Annotated in this window: 11 protein-coding genes; 4 read left to right on the top strand and 7 right to left on the bottom strand. The window is 57.9% G+C overall.

Features of this window, described 5'->3' with window-relative positions; all coding sequences use genetic code 11:
• Positions 1-46 precede the first annotated feature (46 nt).
• The 3 genes from OUO13_RS19465 to argS all read right to left on the bottom strand — a co-directional run bounded on the left by OUO13_RS19465 (position 47) and on the right by argS (position 3,636).
• A complete protein-coding gene (locus OUO13_RS19465; RefSeq protein ID WP_283175574.1) occupies positions 47-928 on the bottom strand; it encodes an alpha/beta fold hydrolase in 882 nt (293 codons plus the stop codon).
• Between the two features lie 112 nt (positions 929-1,040).
• Positions 1,041-1,838, bottom strand: a complete 798-nt coding sequence (locus OUO13_RS19470; protein WP_283175575.1) for an SPOR domain-containing protein — start codon at positions 1,836-1,838, stop codon at positions 1,041-1,043.
• A 112-nt stretch (positions 1,839-1,950) separates the two neighbouring features.
• Positions 1,951-3,636, bottom strand: a complete 1,686-nt coding sequence (gene argS / locus OUO13_RS19475; protein ID WP_283175576.1) for an arginine--tRNA ligase — start codon at positions 3,634-3,636, stop codon at positions 1,951-1,953.
• Positions 3,637-4,405: 769 nt separating this feature from the next.
• Between argS and ilvD the strand changes: the two genes are divergently transcribed.
• Together ilvD and OUO13_RS19485 are read left to right on the top strand one after the other, a co-directional pair.
• Entirely contained in the window at positions 4,406-6,241 is a 1,836-nt protein-coding gene (gene ilvD / locus OUO13_RS19480) for a dihydroxy-acid dehydratase (RefSeq protein WP_283175683.1), read from the top strand.
• Positions 6,219-7,439, top strand: a complete 1,221-nt coding sequence (locus OUO13_RS19485) for a hypothetical protein (protein ID WP_283175577.1) — start codon at positions 6,219-6,221, stop codon at positions 7,437-7,439. Before ilvD ends, OUO13_RS19485 begins: the two co-directional genes overlap by 23 nt.
• 1,230 nt (positions 7,440-8,669) lie before the next feature.
• Here OUO13_RS19485 and OUO13_RS19490 read toward each other — a convergent pair.
• The 3 genes from OUO13_RS19490 to OUO13_RS19500 all read right to left on the bottom strand — a co-directional run bounded on the left by OUO13_RS19490 (position 8,670) and on the right by OUO13_RS19500 (position 11,131).
• A complete protein-coding gene (locus OUO13_RS19490; RefSeq protein WP_283175578.1) occupies positions 8,670-10,103 on the bottom strand; it encodes an ATP-binding cassette domain-containing protein in 1,434 nt (477 codons plus the stop codon).
• Positions 10,104-10,112: 9 nt separating this feature from the next.
• Positions 10,113-10,457 (bottom strand): histidine triad nucleotide-binding protein, encoded by a 345-nt coding sequence (locus tag OUO13_RS19495; RefSeq protein WP_283175579.1) that lies wholly within the window; start codon positions 10,455-10,457, stop codon positions 10,113-10,115.
• Positions 10,458-10,588: 131 nt separating this feature from the next.
• Positions 10,589-11,131, bottom strand: a complete 543-nt coding sequence (locus OUO13_RS19500) for a DUF2889 domain-containing protein (RefSeq protein WP_283175580.1) — start codon at positions 11,129-11,131, stop codon at positions 10,589-10,591.
• Positions 11,132-11,509: 378 nt separating this feature from the next.
• Here OUO13_RS19500 and pobA point away from each other — a divergent pair, with 378 nt between their 5' ends.
• The gene (pobA, locus tag OUO13_RS19505) at positions 11,510-12,715 is read left to right on the top strand and encodes a 4-hydroxybenzoate 3-monooxygenase (RefSeq protein WP_283175684.1); all 1,206 of its coding nucleotides are present in this window, start codon (positions 11,510-11,512) and stop codon (positions 12,713-12,715) included.
• Positions 12,716-13,628: 913 nt separating this feature from the next.
• Positions 13,629-14,882, top strand: coding sequence for an ABC transporter substrate-binding protein (locus OUO13_RS19510; protein WP_283175581.1), 1,254 nt, complete (start codon positions 13,629-13,631; stop codon positions 14,880-14,882).
• Positions 14,883-14,921: 39 nt separating this feature from the next.
• On the opposite strand, the gene OUO13_RS19515 is transcribed toward OUO13_RS19510, so the two are convergent.
• Positions 14,922-16,013, bottom strand: coding sequence for a hypothetical protein (locus OUO13_RS19515; protein ID WP_283175582.1), 1,092 nt, complete (start codon positions 16,011-16,013; stop codon positions 14,922-14,924).
• Positions 16,014-16,017: the final 4 nt, after the last annotated feature.

A 16,017-nucleotide genomic window follows, 5' to 3' on the forward strand; every position in this document is an offset into this window, starting at 1 on the left:
GCGACAACCGTCGCTTTATGGACAAATAGCTTGCCCCCAGCAGACGTCAGGAAGTCAGGAAGCCTTTGATCGCCAGTATCTGGTCGCGTGCCATCAGCGCCGGGGCATGGCCAATGCCGGGGAACTCGGCCAGCTGAACATTGGACTGGGCCGCCATCTGGCGCGCGGTTTCTGGTAACAGCAAATCAGACACGCCCCCGCGAATCAGCAATACCCGCGTGGTCACCGCCGTCCACACGGGCGACAGATCCACATCCGTCAGAATCGGTACGTTGGCAAAGGCGTTGGCGATGGTCGGGTCGTAGCGCAGGCGCAAGGTGCCAGGGTGAACCGGATCAGGTTCGGCGCTGTGATGAGCCAGATGCTGCCACTGCTCGTCGGTTAACGGTCCGAATGGCGCGGCGACCACACGCAAATACCGCTCAACGGCGGCTTCATCAGCAAAACCGCTATCTTTACCGACGTAACTGGCCAGCCGCTGCAGGGCTTCCTTGGGAATAAACCAGCCAACGTCGTTCATCACCAGATGCTCAATAGGCGATGCCGGATGGGCAGCGATCATCATACCAATCAGCCCCCCCATGGAAGTGCCAACCCAGTCGAGGGTTGTGACCTGGTATTTCAGCAACAGCTGTTGCAGCAGTTGCTGCATCTGGCCGATATACAGTGGATAACCGTAATGCTCGGGGTGCTCCAGCCACTGGCTGTCGCCGCGTCCGACCACATCGGCTGAAACCACCCGATAACCATCCGCTACCAGCGCACGGGCCAGATAATCAAAGTCATGGGCGTTGCGAGTCAGGCCATGCACACATAACACCAGCTTGCGCGCCGGGCCTTCTGGTTCCCACAGCAGGTAACTGCCGGTGAGTGGGCCTTCGGGGGATTGATAGAGGTAGTCGATGCGGGTTGGCTGAACCGGGGTCATACGTATCTCCCTGACAGGATGACAGTTCCCGGACAGCTTCCCGTATCACCTGGACAACAGCAAGCCCAGTTATGCGACCAGGTTCGCAACTGTCCGATGCAAGAAAAAACGCTTACTTTTTCACCACAATGGCGTTAATGCCATGGCTGGCAAGCGTCGACTGCGCACGCGCGGCGCTGTTGCGATCACTGAAGGGGCCAACATACACACGATACCAGGTGGCACCGTTTACCACGGAGCTGGATGTCCAGGCGCTGAGGCCAATCAGCAACAGGTTGGCGCGCTGATTTTCAGCGTCGGCACTGGTGCGGAATGAGCTGACTTGTACCAGGAAACTCTCACCGGAGGCCGCCGGTGCAGGTGCCGCAGGAGCAGCAGCCGGCGCTTTGGGAGCTGCCGCAGGAGCAACCGGTGCCGCAGCACGGCTGATCGAAGCCAGTTGCTGAGCCGACTGTGCGGGCTGGGCAATCGGTTGCTGGATCGGCGTTGGTTTGGTGGTCGGCGCACTCGCCGGAGTAGCTGCTGGAGCGGTCGCTGGTGTTGCTGCTACACGCCCTGCCGCAATTGCCTGATTACGGGCAGCCAGCTCGATCGGATCGTTTGGATCAATCGGAACAACCTTGGGAGTCGACTTGTATTTGCTGTCGGCATACGGTGATTCGACCTTTTGCTCTTCCAGCAGGCGGTAGAAATCGTAGGCCGGTTTGACGGCACCATCCGATACTTCGTTTTTGGCGCGATCAATCCCTTCCTGCAGGATTCGACCGGTATCGCGGCGCACGGAATCCAGATCGGAACCTGCCGGAACCGTACGCAGGTACATCAGAAACCCGATAAAGGCGATCATAAGCGCCGGAGTGGCAAACCAGATCCATCCCGGCAGTCGACTACTGCTACTTGCCTTGGCCATTGCTGTTCATCCCGATGAAACCAGTCCAGAGTAATGGGCCGACATGCTGCCAGCCCATTACGACAACCGTGAGGTTGTCGTTCTCATTTTGCGATGTGCGTCAGCACTCTGATTACATTTCTGTTGGAGCGCTGACGCCCAGCAGGTGTAATCCATTATAGATTACCTGACGAACCGCTTCGGCCAGAGTCAGACGGGCATTGCGCACATCGGCATCTTCAACCAGGGTTTTTTCGGAGTTGTAGTAGGTGTGGAACTCGGCCGCCAGATCCTTCAGGTAGTTGGCAACCATGTGCGGCTCGTTGGAGCTACCGGCAGACTTCACCACCTCAGGGAAACGACCCAGACGTACGATCAGGTCTTTTTCGGATTCCAGTTCCAGTTTGTCGAGTACCGCCAGACCAGACTCCAGAGTCCAGCTCAGGCCAGATTCTTCCAGCTTGCGGAAGATCGAGCAAACACGGGCATGGGCGTACTGGATGTAGTAAACCGGGTTGTCGGAAGACTGTTCACGGGCCAGGTCGATATCAAAGGTCAGCTGACCATCGGCCTTGCGCGCCGCCAGGAAATAACGGGTAGCGTCACGGCCCACTTCGTCGATCAGGTCGCGCAGAGTTACGTAACTACCGGCACGCTTGGAGATTTTCACCTCTTCGCCGCCGCGCATTACGGTCACCATCTGGTGCAGCACGTAGTCTGGCCAGCCTTGTGGAATACCCACGTTCAGCGCCTGCAGACCGGCACGTACACGGGTGATGGTGCTGTGGTGGTCAGCGCCCTGCTCGTTTACCACACGCTCGAAACCGCGCTGCCATTTGTTCAGGTGGTAAGCCACGTCCGGTACGAAGTAGGTGTAACCGCCTTCGGACTTGCGCATTACGCGGTCCTTGTCGTCGCCGAACTCAGTGGTTTTCAGCCACAGCGCGCCGCCGTCTTCGTAGGTGTAACCGCTGTTGATCAAACGCTGAACCACGTCTTCGACCTTGCCTTCGGTATACAGGGAAGACTCGAGGAAGTAGACGTCGAAGTTAACACCAAACGCCTTGAGGTCGAGGTCTTGCTCACGACGCAGATAAGCCACCGCAAAATGACGGATGGCTTCGAGGTCGTCAGCGTCCTTGGCACCGGTGTAGGACTGGTCTTCAGACACCACGGTATCGCCGTTCATATAGCTGTTGGCGAGGTCGATGATGTAGTCACCACGGTAACCATCGGCAGGCCAGCTTTCGTGATCCGGGGTCAGACCCTTGCAACGCGCCTGCACGGACAGCGCCAGGTTGTTGATCTGCTGGCCAGCATCGTTGTAGTAGAACTCGCGGGTAACATCCCAGCCGTTGGCTTCCAGCAGACGGCAGATGCAGTCACCCACCGCGGCGCCACGACCGTGACCAATGTGCAATGGGCCAGTCGGGTTGGCCGACACAAACTCCACCTGCACTTTTTTACCAGCGCCGGAGTTGTTGCGACCGTAGGTTTCACCCGCTTCCAGAATGGCTTTCAGCAGGCTGTTGGTAGAAGCCTGGCTCAGGAAGAAGTTGATAAAGCCTGGGCCGGCAATTTCGACTTTCTCGACCAGTTCAGACGCCGGCAGGGCGTCGATGATCATTTGCGCCAGCTGGCGCGGGTTCTTGCCAGCTACCTTGGCCAGAGTCATGGCGAGGTTGGTGGCGAGGTCGCCGTGAGACTTGTCGCGAGTGTTCTCGACCTGAATATTGGCCTCGAATTCGGCGGGCAGTACGTTGTCTTGCTTGAGTTGAGCAACAGCAGCAGCTAACAGCTCGGCGATTTGCGGTTTCATAGTCGGAATCTGTCGTCAGGAATTGGAAAGGAAAGGCGTACAAAAAAGGAGCGGGATTATCGCAAATCACAGCCACCGAGTGAAGGCTGGTGTCAGGACTGTACAAAACCCCGGCAAAAACCGGCGAGGCCGCCGTGGATGCCTGCTGCAGGGGTCGCTGCACATATAACGCAAGGGTTACACACAGCGGCAGGCAGACTTACCACCAAAGTTATCCACAAAAAGATTTTGCGGATGTCTAGACAACAATTTCCGATTCAGCAAGTAAAAATCTGGACAAAAAATGCCAGCTTGCTTTCATTTCTCTGAAAAACCACATTAAACAACTGAATTTAAAGGATTTTATTTTTCCTTCTGGATATTTTCCGACTTTTTGTATTGTATATTTATTGATCAATCCGTAAATTATTCAATCATCAAGCCCGGTTGCTGTGGTTACTCAAAAGTTATCCAGAATTTTATCCACAGAAACTCTGGATAACTGTCGTTACTGACAATCCTGTATGAGCAGATAAGCAGCATCCGCTAACGGCCTGAATCAGCCAATTTTGGGCCACTCAGCCATACCGCGATCGCCATAAATACGGCGGTTTCCGATGAATAACAGTGTTTTACTCATGCTTTATTTGGCCAATACGACGCATTGGCCGCTGTTGCTGTCGACGGCTTTTGCTAAACTACTGCCTCTTTTTTTTCAGGTGCCGCAGTCATCCGTCCCCTCGGACCGGCGGCCTGCATGTCCATGAACGCAGCACAAGGTAAAGACGTCATGCCAGAGTACCGTTCCAAAACTTCCACCGCCGGCCGTAACATGGCGGGCGCCCGTTCCCTGTGGCGCGCCACCGGCATGAAGGATGATGACTTCCAGAAGCCGATTATTGCGGTGGTGAACTCATTCACCCAGTTCGTGCCAGGCCACGTACACCTGAAAGACCTGGGCCAGCTGGTTGCCCGTGAAATTGAAGCCGCCGGTGGTGTGGCCAAAGAATTCAACACCATCGCCGTTGACGACGGTATCGCCATGGGTCACGACGGTATGCTGTACAGCCTGCCATCCCGTGAAATCATCGCCGACTCCGTGGAGTACATGGTTAACGCTCACTGCGCTGACGCCATGGTTTGTATCTCCAACTGTGACAAGATCACCCCAGGGATGCTGATGGCTTCCCTGCGCCTGAACATTCCGGTTGTGTTTGTATCCGGTGGCCCGATGGAAGCCGGCAAAACCAAGCTGTCCGAGCACAAGCTCGACCTGGTTGACGCCATGGTGATCGCCGCTGACGACTCCGCTTCTGACGAAAAAGTAGCGGAATACGAGCGTAGCGCCTGCCCTACCTGCGGTTCCTGCTCCGGTATGTTCACCGCCAACTCCATGAACTGCCTGACCGAAGCCATTGGTCTGTCCCTGCCAGGCAACGGCACTGTGGTCGCGACTCACTCTGACCGCGAACAGCTGTTCCTGAAAGCAGCTCGTCTGATCGTGGAAAACACCAAACGTTATTACGAACAGAATGACGAATCGGTACTGCCGCGTTCCATCGCCAGCTTCAAGGCGTTCGAAAACGCCATTACCCTCGACATCGCCATGGGTGGTTCCACCAACACCATCCTGCACCTGCTGGCGGCTGCCCAGGAAGCTGAAGTCGAATTCGACCTGAAAGACATCGACCGTATGTCCCGCGTGGTTCCACAGCTGTGCAAAGTGGCGCCGAACACTCCGAAATACCACATCGAAGACGTCCACCGTGCCGGTGGCATCATGGGTATCCTCGGCGAACTGGACCGTGCCGGCCTGCTGCACAGCGACCTGCCAACCGTTCACGCGCCAACCATGAAAGACGCGCTGGATCAGTGGGACATCATGCGTAACCCATCTGCGGAAGTGCTGGAGTTCTTCAAGGCTGGCCCTGCCGGTATCCCGACCCAGACCGCTTTCAGTCAGTCTACCCGCTGGCCAACCCTCGACGGCGACCGTGCCAACGGCTGTATCCGTAACCTCGAAAACGCTTTCTCCAAGGAAGGTGGTCTGGCGGTTCTGTACGGCAACATCGCCGAAGACGGCTGTGTGGTGAAAACCGCTGGTGTGGATGAGTCCATTCTGGTGTTCAACGGCAAAGCCAAGATCTTCGAATCCCAGGACAGCGCTGTAAAAGGCATTCTGGCTGATGAAGTTCAGGCCGGTGACGTGGTGATCATTCGTTACGAAGGTCCGAAAGGTGGCCCGGGCATGCAGGAAATGCTGTACCCGACTTCCTACCTGAAATCCAAAGGTCTGGGCAAGGTTTGTGCCCTGCTGACCGACGGTCGTTTCTCCGGTGGTACTTCCGGTCTGTCCATTGGCCACGCGTCTCCTGAAGCCGCTGCCGGTGGTGCAATTGGTCTGCTGAAAGATGGCGACCCGATCAAGATCGACATCCCGAACCGCACCATCGACGTACTGCTGAGCGCTGAAGAGCTGTCTCACCGTCGTCACGAGCAAGACAAGAAAGGCTGGAAACCAGCGGAAGAACGCCCACGTAAAGTGAGCACCGCTCTGAAAGCCTACGCCAAGTTCGCAACCAGCGCCGACAAGGGTGCCGTGCGTGATCGCAAGCTGCTCGACTGACCTGATCCATCCGTCCGGGCCACTGGCAGCTGCTGGAGCGGCTGCCAACCCGGATGCCAATCTACCGTTTCCCCCTGCAGGTAGCTCCATGACCCGCTCTGCATTCTGGTTGATTCCGGTTCTTCCGCTGGTACTGCTGTCAGGCTGTGCCCAGCAGCGTATTGCCAACGAGGATGAACTTGGCAACAAGGCCGCACTGAAGGCCGAATCTTTTATTGGTGACGCCCGTAACGCCCTGGATGACGCGGAAGAAGCCTATTCCCGCGCCCAGGCCGAAGATCTGGAATTTTTCACGCCGTTACACTGGCAACAGATCAACGACGCCATTCGCACCGCCCGCAAGGAAGATGTGGCAGGCCACGATCAGGCCACCATTACCGCCTCCGCACTGGTGACCACCCTGCTCAACAACGCCATGGGCTTCAAGGACAAGATCAGTGATCGTCTGGCCAGCCTGCTGACCCAGCGTCAGGTATTGCTGGATATCCGCGCCGACAAGGTACTGGCGAAGGAATTCGCCAAGCAGGACAACCGCATTCGTGAACTGGCGAGCTTGCTCGAAGCTGGCAAGGAAAAGGATATCAACGCTGAAATCAGCGATATCCTGAGCGATATGACCACCCTTGAACGCGACACCATGCTCGAACTGCACTGGCGTCCGGCCAAGAAAACCCTGGAAAAAGCCGAAGACGAAGGTGTGGATGACTTTGCACCGGAAACCTTCAAGGCCGCATCCAACCTGGCCAAAAAGACCTTCGACACCATCAGCGCCCAATACATCAAGCGTGATGAGTGTGCCCGCATCGGCCACGAAGCCCTGCGTGCCGCCCAGCATGCCCTGTACATTGGCCGCGAATCGGAAAAAATCGTCAACCTCGATCCGGACGACGCCGAACAGGCCGCCCTGCGTTTTGAAGACTTCCTGAAGCAGATTGGCGACGCCCTTGGCGCCGAAAACCTGCGTTATATGGCCCTGCAGGACCAGACCCTGGCCCTGACCCAGAAAGCCCGGGAAATGCGGAACCAGCTGCAAAAGCAGATTGCCGCCGACCCGGAACGCGCCGCCGCCGCGGCTCTGGAAGCCGACATGAAAAAAGCCGAAAACGCCACCGCCACTCCGAAAGTCGACAACACCCCGGACGAAACCATCGAGATCAACAGCATCAGCAACCCGGTGGAAGCTGGCAAAGCGGAATAACACCGCCATTGAACTCAGCGCCCGGCTTGAATGGGCAAACCAAAACCCGGTTCGCGCAAGCAACCGGGTTTTGTTTTTTGGGCAGGGCGTCGGGTCGGGCCGCGTTCGGATCGGGCGTCGGATGCGATTTTGTGGGCATAAATGCCCACCCTACAACCGAGCACCTATGAACACCGCTTTCACCCAGCGCAGCAAGCCACCGTTAATTGCCCATCTGGGCGAGCCGGGATTCACCACAACGGCCGACCCGGCCGGGGGACAAGGTCCCCCAAGAGGGCAAGCGGCCTGGCCAATTAACAAGCCGAGTAGCCGAGTAGCCGTCAGAAGTCGGATGTCGGATGTCGGATGTCGGATGTCGGATGTCGGATGTCGGATGTCGGATGTCGGATGTCGGCGAACAGCATCTACCAACACACCGGTTTAACCCAGCGCAGCTGGCTGCCCAATGCCCATCTGGGCGAGCCGGGATTCACCGCAACGGCCGACCCGGCCGGGGCATGGATGCCCCGCAAGGCCCGTTGGTACAGGGATGTACCATCGGGCCGGGGTCGAAAAGCCGTTGTCGGTGAAACCCGGAGACACGAGCCCAGCCGGGCAAAAGCAGGGGGAGGCCCGCCCGGCCGGGGGACAAGGTCCCCCAAGAGGGCAAGCCGCCTGACCAATTAACAAGCCGAGCAGAAGTCAGAAGTCAGAAGTCAGAAGTCAGAAGTCAGAAGTCAGAAGTCAGAAGTCAGAAGTCAGAAGTCAGAAGTCAGAAGTCAGAAGTCAGAAGTCAGAAGTCGGACGTCGGACGTCGGACGTCGGACGTCGGACGTCGGACGAACAGTATCGATCAACACCGATCTCACCCAGCGCAGCTGGCTACCGTTAATTGCCCATCTGGGCGAGCCGGAATTCACCGCAACGGCCGACCCGGCCGGGGCATGGATGCCCCGCAAGGCCCGTTGGCACAAGGACGTGCCATCGGGCCGGGGTCGAAAAGCCGTTGTCGGTGAAAACCGGAAAAACGAGCCCAGTCGGGCAAAAGCAGGGGGAGGCCCGCCCGGCCGGGGGACAAGGTCCCCCAAGAGGGCAAGCGGCCTGGCCAATTAACAAGCCGCGTTGCCGCAAAGCGCCAGACGCCAGACGCAAGACGCCAGACGCAAGACGCCAGACGCCAGACCCCAGACCCCAGACCCCAGACCCCAGACCCCAGACCCCAGATATCAGACGCCTACTGGGCGAGCCAAATCACACCAAGCGCTGCGCCACCAGACTGCCGCCATCTTCCTGCGGCTCAAACTGCAAACGATGATGAAACGCCGCCGGAATCTCACTCTCATGGTGAGTCACATACAGCAAGGTCATGCTGTTCTGCTCGGCCAGACGATTGATAAAGGCCAACACCATCTGCCGACTGAGGTCATCCAGCCCCTGGCACGGCTCATCCAGAATCAGCAGCGGCGGCTGTTTGATCAGCGCCCGGCCAATCAGCACCAGACGCTGTTCACCGTAAGACAGATGCTGCAGGGTCTTGTTGGCCTTGGCCCGCAAACCGAGAATTTCCAGCCATTGCAGTGCCAGCTGTTTTTCATCATCGCCGGAGGCCTTGTACAGACCAATGCTGTCGTGCAGACCGGAAATCACCGCACTCAGCACGTTGGTGGTAGCGCGGTACTGCCATTGCAACGACGCCGACACAATGCCGATGTGTTTCTTGATGTCCCAGATGGTTTCACCTGTACCGCGCTGGATACCAAACAGACGCAGGTTGTTGGTGTAACACTGCGGGTTATCACCGGTGATCATCTGCAGCAGGCTGGTTTTGCCACAGCCGTTCGGGCCCTGAATCGCCCAGTGCTGACCCGGCTTGATAGCCCAGTCGAGACCAGCAAACAGCTCGCGTTCGTCGTACACGATACGGCCATTGGTCAGGCACACCAGCGGTTCACCGTCAGCCAGCACCAGAGGTGGGCGCGGTGGTGGTGGCAGGGCTGGCAGTTCACGGTCGAAGTGAATCAGTGCCTGCACTTCCGGCAGACCCAGCACCTCGGCACGAGGACCTTGCGCTACCAGCGTGGCGTCGTGGACAAAGGCTACGTGGGAAATCCAGTCTGGCAGTTCATCCAGACGGTTGGCGACCCACAACAGCGGCTGGGCAGTGGCGTGTAATTCGTTGAGCAGGTTACGTACAAAGGCACGACTGCTGACATCCAGACCTTCATACGGCTCGTCCAGCACCAGCAGACCATGTTGCTGACGCAGACGGTTAACCCACAACACCTTGCGGCTTTCACCCGTGGACAGATCGCGGAAGCCGGAATCCAGCAACTTGCGAATACCCAGACCATCGATCAGCGCCGCCACGTCTTCGATCGGCGCCAGCAGTTCACGCACCAGCGTGCCCTTGTCGGCCATATCGGTGAGGTCACTTTCGTCGTTCTTGCGCTCGATCTCGATCTGTTCCGCCTGGGCTTCCAGCGATACGTAAGCCACGTCGGCCGGAACGTCCGTTACCGTGCCGTGAGCCAGACGCAGACGCCCGCCCGGCAGCGCCGACAGCGCGGTTTTGCCGCTTCCGTTGGTGCCGATAATGGCCCAGTATTCACCGGCATTGATTTGCCAGTTATCCACTCGCAGATGGCGACCGTCGTGCAGACGCGCCATGATTTTTTCAAAACGCATGACAATACCTCAGCCCGGGGGCCAGCTCAGGGAACGGCCACCAATTACATGCAGGTGCAGATGGAAAACCGACTGACCGGCCTCGGCACCGTTGTTCACCACCAGACGGAACTTGTCGCCCAGACCTTCCTGTTCGGCGACCTGATTGGCCACCAGCATCAGATGACCCAGCAGCAGCTGGTCTTCGGCAGTGGCGTCACACAAACGCGGAATCGGCTTGCGTGGAATCACCAGAATATGGGTGGGGGCAGCAGGATACAGATCGCGGAAGGCCAGACAGAGATCGTCTTCGTAAACAATCTTCGCAGGCGCTTCACCGCGGGCGATCTTGCCAAAAATGGTATCGTCCGACATGGTGGCACTCCGTTAACAGAAAGCGACACCTTAGGCCAAAGCGGCCCACAGGAGCAATTGGGAGAAGTGCGGAATCGGTTGCCGCCAAAGGGATAACCCGCCCGCGAAGCAGGCGGGTTAACGCTGGAATATCAGTCGCCTGTCGGTTTCTCCGGCCACAACAGATTCTGGGCGCGACCACCCACACGGAAGCCGTAACAGGTATTCAGCATCACCTTCTCGCGGTCGCCATTGCTGAAGCCGGGGGTGAAATTCAGGTGATAACCACGAATGGTCTGAATGGCGGCGGTGGCCAGCACCGGCAGCATTTCAGTCAGGTGAGTACAACCGGTGGCACGGCCAATCGCCTTTTTGGCATCGTCCATCCAGCCGGAACGGATCTGTAAACCGATCAGCGCCGCATACTGCTGGCTGGCCGCCGGACAGTCCTGATACGGCGTGGCGTGCATACCGGCACGGGCATCCACAATCTGCAGCTGCTCATTCACCGTCAGGGTCAGGGTCATGTGATGCAGGGCATCCCCTACCGGAATTCGGCCCTTGTCGATCAGGTCCATTTCGTAGGATTTGGTGTCACGCAGTACACCTTCCACTTCCCACAAACCGTCATCTCGCAGATACCCCTGCACGTCGATATTACGACGGTGCAGCGGTGTACGTTTAACCTCGTTCACTATGTGTTCCTCTTGCCACGGCGCGGCCGCTTCAGCGGCTCTCATCTCATCAGTCTGCGACTGAGTGTAACGAGCTGGCGACCCGACTGAACAGACCAAAGTGCAGGCCTTCAGTGAGACGGCGTTGCTCAAAAGACAGCGCAATTGCGCATAAACCTACCCCCAGGCAACAGAACTATCATTTAAAAACGCTTTGCGACGATGGCTAACCACACGACAAAGCCCTCCTTGCGGCAGCGGCCATCAATGCAGTTCCGACACACAGAATGTCGAAAAAGTACCAGCGATTGCCAATATCCTCCATTCAGGCCGGGGCCGGAATTCACCATCATGGATACATAACAACAAGCAACGCAGAGGCTTATTACTATGAAATCCATCAAGACCCAGGTAGCCATTATTGGTGCAGGTCCATCCGGTCTGCTGCTCGGCCAATTGCTGGCCAAACAAGGCATCAGCAACGTGATTCTGGATCGTGTATCCGGTGACTACGTACTCGGCCGCATCCGTGCCGGTATCCTCGAACAGGGTTTTGTGGATCTGGTACGTGAAGCCGGCGTTGCTGACCGTATGGACCGCGAAGGCCACGTTCATGAAGGTGTGGAACTGTCCATCAACAACGAACGTTTCCGCATTGATCTGAAAGAACTGACCGGTGGTAACACCGTGGTGTGTTACGGCCAGGTAGAAATCACCCGCGACCTGATGGACGCCCGTCAGGCTGCCAATCTGCCAACCTATTACGAAACCGAAAAAGTAGCCCTGCACGATGTAAAATCCGAACAGCCATACGTCACCTTTATCTATCAGGGTGAAGAATACCGTATGGACTGTGATTACATCGCAGGCTGTGACGGTTTCCACGGCGTATCCCGCCAGACCATTCCGGCCGAACTGCGTACCGAACACGAACGTGTATACCCGTTCGGCTGGCTGGGCCTGATGGCCGACGTGCCACCGTGCAACCACGAACTGATCTACGCCATGAGCGACCGCGGCTTTGCCCTGGCCAGCCAGCGTTCCCTGACCCGTTCCCGTTATTACCTGCAAGTACCGCTGACCGACAAGGTTGAAGACTGGTCTGACGAACGTTTCTGGGACGAGCTGAAAAAACGCCTGCCAGCCGACGTCGCCGCCACCATGCAAACCGGCCCAAGCATCGAAAAGAGCATCGCCCCACTGCGCTCTTTTGTGTGTGAACCAATGCAATACGGCAACCTGTTCCTGGTGGGTGACGCCGCCCACATCGTGCCACCAACCGGCGCCAAAGGCCTGAACCTCGCCGCTTCCGACGTCGCCACCCTGTACAAGATCATGCAGCGTGTTTACAAGGAAGGCGACAAATCCTGCATCGAGCAGTACTCCGAAATCGCCCTGCGTCGTGTCTGGAACGGTGAACGTTTCTCCTGGTGGATGACCAACATGATGCACGACTTCGGCAACGAATTTACTGGCGACGGCATGACCCCGCTGATGCACAAGCGCTTCATGCAGTCCGAGTTGAACTACTTCCTCAGCAGTGAAAACGGTCGCAAGGTGATTGCCGAGCAATACGTTGGCCTGCCGTATGAAGATCTCAAATAAGCACTCGAAGGGCTTTATTGAGATATCTCCGAGATAAGCACTTGCTCCAGCCCCGGTGGGAACACCGGGGCTTTTTTGTTTTTGAGGCGAGCGTCGGGCGTCGGAAGAACAGCATCCAGACCCAAACCTCCAGCACAACATTCCCACGCAGGAGCGTGGGAACGAGAATGAAAACGCAGTTTTTACCCAGCGCAGCTGGCTACCGAATGCCCATCTGGGCGAGCCGGGATTCACCGCAACGGCCGACCCGGCCGGGGCATGGATGCCCCGCCAGGCCCGTTGGCACAGGGATGTGCCATCGGGCCGGGGTCGAAAGCCGTTGTCGGGGAATACCGGAGGCACGAGCCCAGTCGGGCTAAGCAGGGGGAGGCCCGCCCGGCCGGGGACAAGGTCCCCCAAGAGGGCAAACAGCCTGGCCAATTAACAAGCATAGTAGCCGCCAGAAGTCGGACGTCGGACGTCGGACGTCGGACGAACAGCATCCACCAGCACACCGCTTTAACCCAGCTCAGCTGGCTACCCAATGCCCATCTGGGCGAGCCGGGATTCACCGCAACGGCCGACCCGGCCGGGGCATGGATGCCCCGCCAGACCCGTTGGCACAGGGACGTGCCATCGGGTCAGGGTCGAAAGCCGTTGTCGGGGAATACCGGAGGCACGAGCCCAGCGGGCAAAAGCAGGGGGAGGCCCGCCCGGCCGGGGGACAAGGTCCCCCAAGAGGGCAAGCAGCCTGGCCAATTAACAAGCCGCGTCGCCAGACTCCAGACTGGACAGATCCTGCAATCCGCTTTGCAGGGACTGTCGTAGACCTCCTGCGCCAACTTCCCTACCGTGGCTACAGCGTGTAGCCATCCAGCTCCACGCTGCCCGACCTCTGAAGAACAACAAAAACAATTCGATAAGGAACCACGCTGTGAGCCGATCTCTGCGTACGCTGGCCATGCTGGCTGTCTGCTGCCTGCCCTCTCTGCTGATGGCGGCTGAACCGATTCTGCTGGGGCTGAATTACCCCGCAACAGGCCGCCTGAAGGAAGACGGTATCTCCGAAGCCATGGGGGCTGAACTGGCGGTGGCGGAAATCAACGCTGCCGGTGGTGTGCTGGGGCGGCCTCTGGAATTGCTGATGGCCAACACCGCATCCAAGCCGGAAAAATCCGTCGAAAACGTGCGCCAGATGGCCGAACAGGGGGCGGTGATGGTGTTTGGTGGCGCAACATCGCCGGTAGCCATTGCCGGTGGTCAGGAGGCCGCGCGCCATCGTATCCCCTACTTTGGTACCCTCACCTACGCCAACGAAACCACCGGTATTGAAGGCCAGCGTTTTATGTTCCGCGAGTGCCATAACGCCTGGATGATTGGCAAGGCGCTGAGCAATTACATCCGCCGCCAGCTGCCGGATGAGCGTTTCTTTTTTGTCACCGCCGATTACATTTGGGGCACCTCGACCGAACAGTCACTGCGCGAGCAGGCCAATCTGCAGGACATCAGCAAACACCCGTCAGCCCGGGTCAGTTTCCCGAAACCACGCCAGCAGGAGATTGAGTCGGCGATCCAGACCGCTGCCGCTTCCAATGCCGGTGTGCTGGTTCTGGTGCTGAACGGCGAAGACCTGATTACCGGCCTGCGTCTGTTGCATGACCTCAAACTGGACGACCGCTTCAAGGTGATTGCGCCATCGGTGACGCTGGGGATTGCCCGTGCCGCCGGAGCCAGCCTGATGGAAGGTGTGGTCACCACCTCACCATGGGAGTGGAACATCCCCTACCAGCTCAATTACCCACGTGGTCAGGCCTTTGTGGAAGCCTTTGTAAAACGTTTTAACCAGTATCCGGCCAGTCCGGCCGCCTCGGCCTACAGCATTGTTTACCAGTTCAAGGATGCCGCCGAACGGGCTGGCAGTGTGAATGGTGACAAGCTGGTCACGGCGCTGGAAGGCTACCGTTACACCGGTCTCAAGGATGAACAGCAATGGCGGGCATTCGACCACCAGAACCTGCAAACCCTGTATGTGATTCAGGGCAAACCGCGTAACGAAATCCTCAAAGACAAGTTCCGTTCCGACTTCTTTGAAGTGGTGGATCAGCTGTCGGCCAAGGACGGTGCCATGCCGCAGGAACAGTGGCTGGCGGAGCGCCAGAAAGCCGGTAAACCCGCGCAGCTGCAATAAGCACTGCGCGCATTCACCATACGCTTGAACGACTCCGATTTAATGCAACACCGTGGCCAGATCCAGTGTCTGGTAATCCGCTGCAACCGTTACCGGCAACGCCGCACAGCCCTGTCCCACCAGCGGCCGGAAGCGTTGCTGGTAAGCGGCCCAGTAGCGTAATGGATGATCGTTGTTGTTGACCCGGGTAGTGGCGGTGATGGGCAAACGGGTCAGCAAGTACCAGCCCTCTGTGGTTTCCAGCAAGGGGCTGATGCCGTTGTTATCCAGCTGTTGCCAAGCCGTTTCCAGCACTGCCGGTAATTGTCCGGCACTGACCAGACGCCCCTGTGGATAACGTTTCATCTGTGGGTCTTCACCCTGCTCACGCATCAGGGCTAACAAGGCCGATGCCGGTTGCTGACTGGCCAACAACGTCTTACGCGTGTCCAGCAGTTGTTGTTTTAACGCCGCCGCAGCATTGGCATCCGCCGGTTTCTGGCGGAACAGGTAACCCACATGGCGCAACTGGCGAGCCTGAATGTAATCCTCTACCAGCGCTGCGTCGACATTACGCGCTTCTTCGCCATACAGGCTGTCGAACAGGCGTGCCGATAAACGATCGGTTTCCTGCAAGCGGTCATACACAGATTCACTGACGTACATACGGCGCAAAATCGTCAGATATTCACGTTCGCCACCATAGGTACGAATCTGGGTCTGCCGTTGTTGCTGCATCTGGGTCTGATCCTGTTCGGTCAGACGAATATCACGCTGACTGGCCAGACGCCGCACTTCGCGCTGTTCACAGGCGTAACGACCGGCCTGATGTTTTAACCACTGCGCCAGCGGTTCCCCGTCCACCTGGGCTTGCCAGTCAATCAAACGGCCGTCCGGGCGAGAGACATCCCCGTTGTTACTGACCCCCTGCATTTGCCGATAGGCACGCAGGCTGTAGGTCAGCCAGAAATAGTATTCATCCCACTGCACCGGATCGTTATTCACCGTCATCCAGACATCGGTGGTTTTTGGCAACGCCAGCAGCGGTTGGCTGACCAGACAAGCCAGCAGCGCCAGTACCATCCAGCCGCACCCGGCACTGGCTGGCTGTGGCTTCTGACGAGTCAAACAACGCTTCAACATCATGCGCATCTCA

Origin of the sequence: Parathalassolituus penaei (genome assembly GCF_026626885.1) — a bacterium.
In the GTDB taxonomy this organism is placed as follows: domain Bacteria; phylum Pseudomonadota; class Gammaproteobacteria; order Pseudomonadales; family Oceanobacteraceae; genus Oceanobacter; species Oceanobacter penaei.

What these genes read in the sequence shown, in the direction of transcription:
- OUO13_RS19495 (WP_283175579.1), bottom strand. Translation starts at nt 10,457, where the DNA reads ATGTCGGACGATACCATTTTTGGCAAGATCGCCCGCGGTGAAGCGCCT.
- OUO13_RS19470 (WP_283175575.1), bottom strand. Translation starts at nt 1,838, where the DNA reads ATGGCCAAGGCAAGTAGCAGTAGTCGACTGCCGGGATGGATCTGGTTT.
- OUO13_RS19465 (WP_283175574.1), bottom strand. Translation starts at nt 928, where the DNA reads ATGACCCCGGTTCAGCCAACCCGCATCGACTACCTCTATCAATCCCCC.
- ilvD (WP_283175683.1), top strand. Translation starts at nt 4,406, where the DNA reads ATGCCAGAGTACCGTTCCAAAACTTCCACCGCCGGCCGTAACATGGCG.
- OUO13_RS19490 (WP_283175578.1), bottom strand. Translation starts at nt 10,103, where the DNA reads ATGCGTTTTGAAAAAATCATGGCGCGTCTGCACGACGGTCGCCATCTG.
- argS (WP_283175576.1), bottom strand. Translation starts at nt 3,636, where the DNA reads ATGAAACCGCAAATCGCCGAGCTGTTAGCTGCTGCTGTTGCTCAACTC.
- OUO13_RS19515 (WP_283175582.1), bottom strand. Translation starts at nt 16,013, where the DNA reads ATGCGCATGATGTTGAAGCGTTGTTTGACTCGTCAGAAGCCACAGCCA.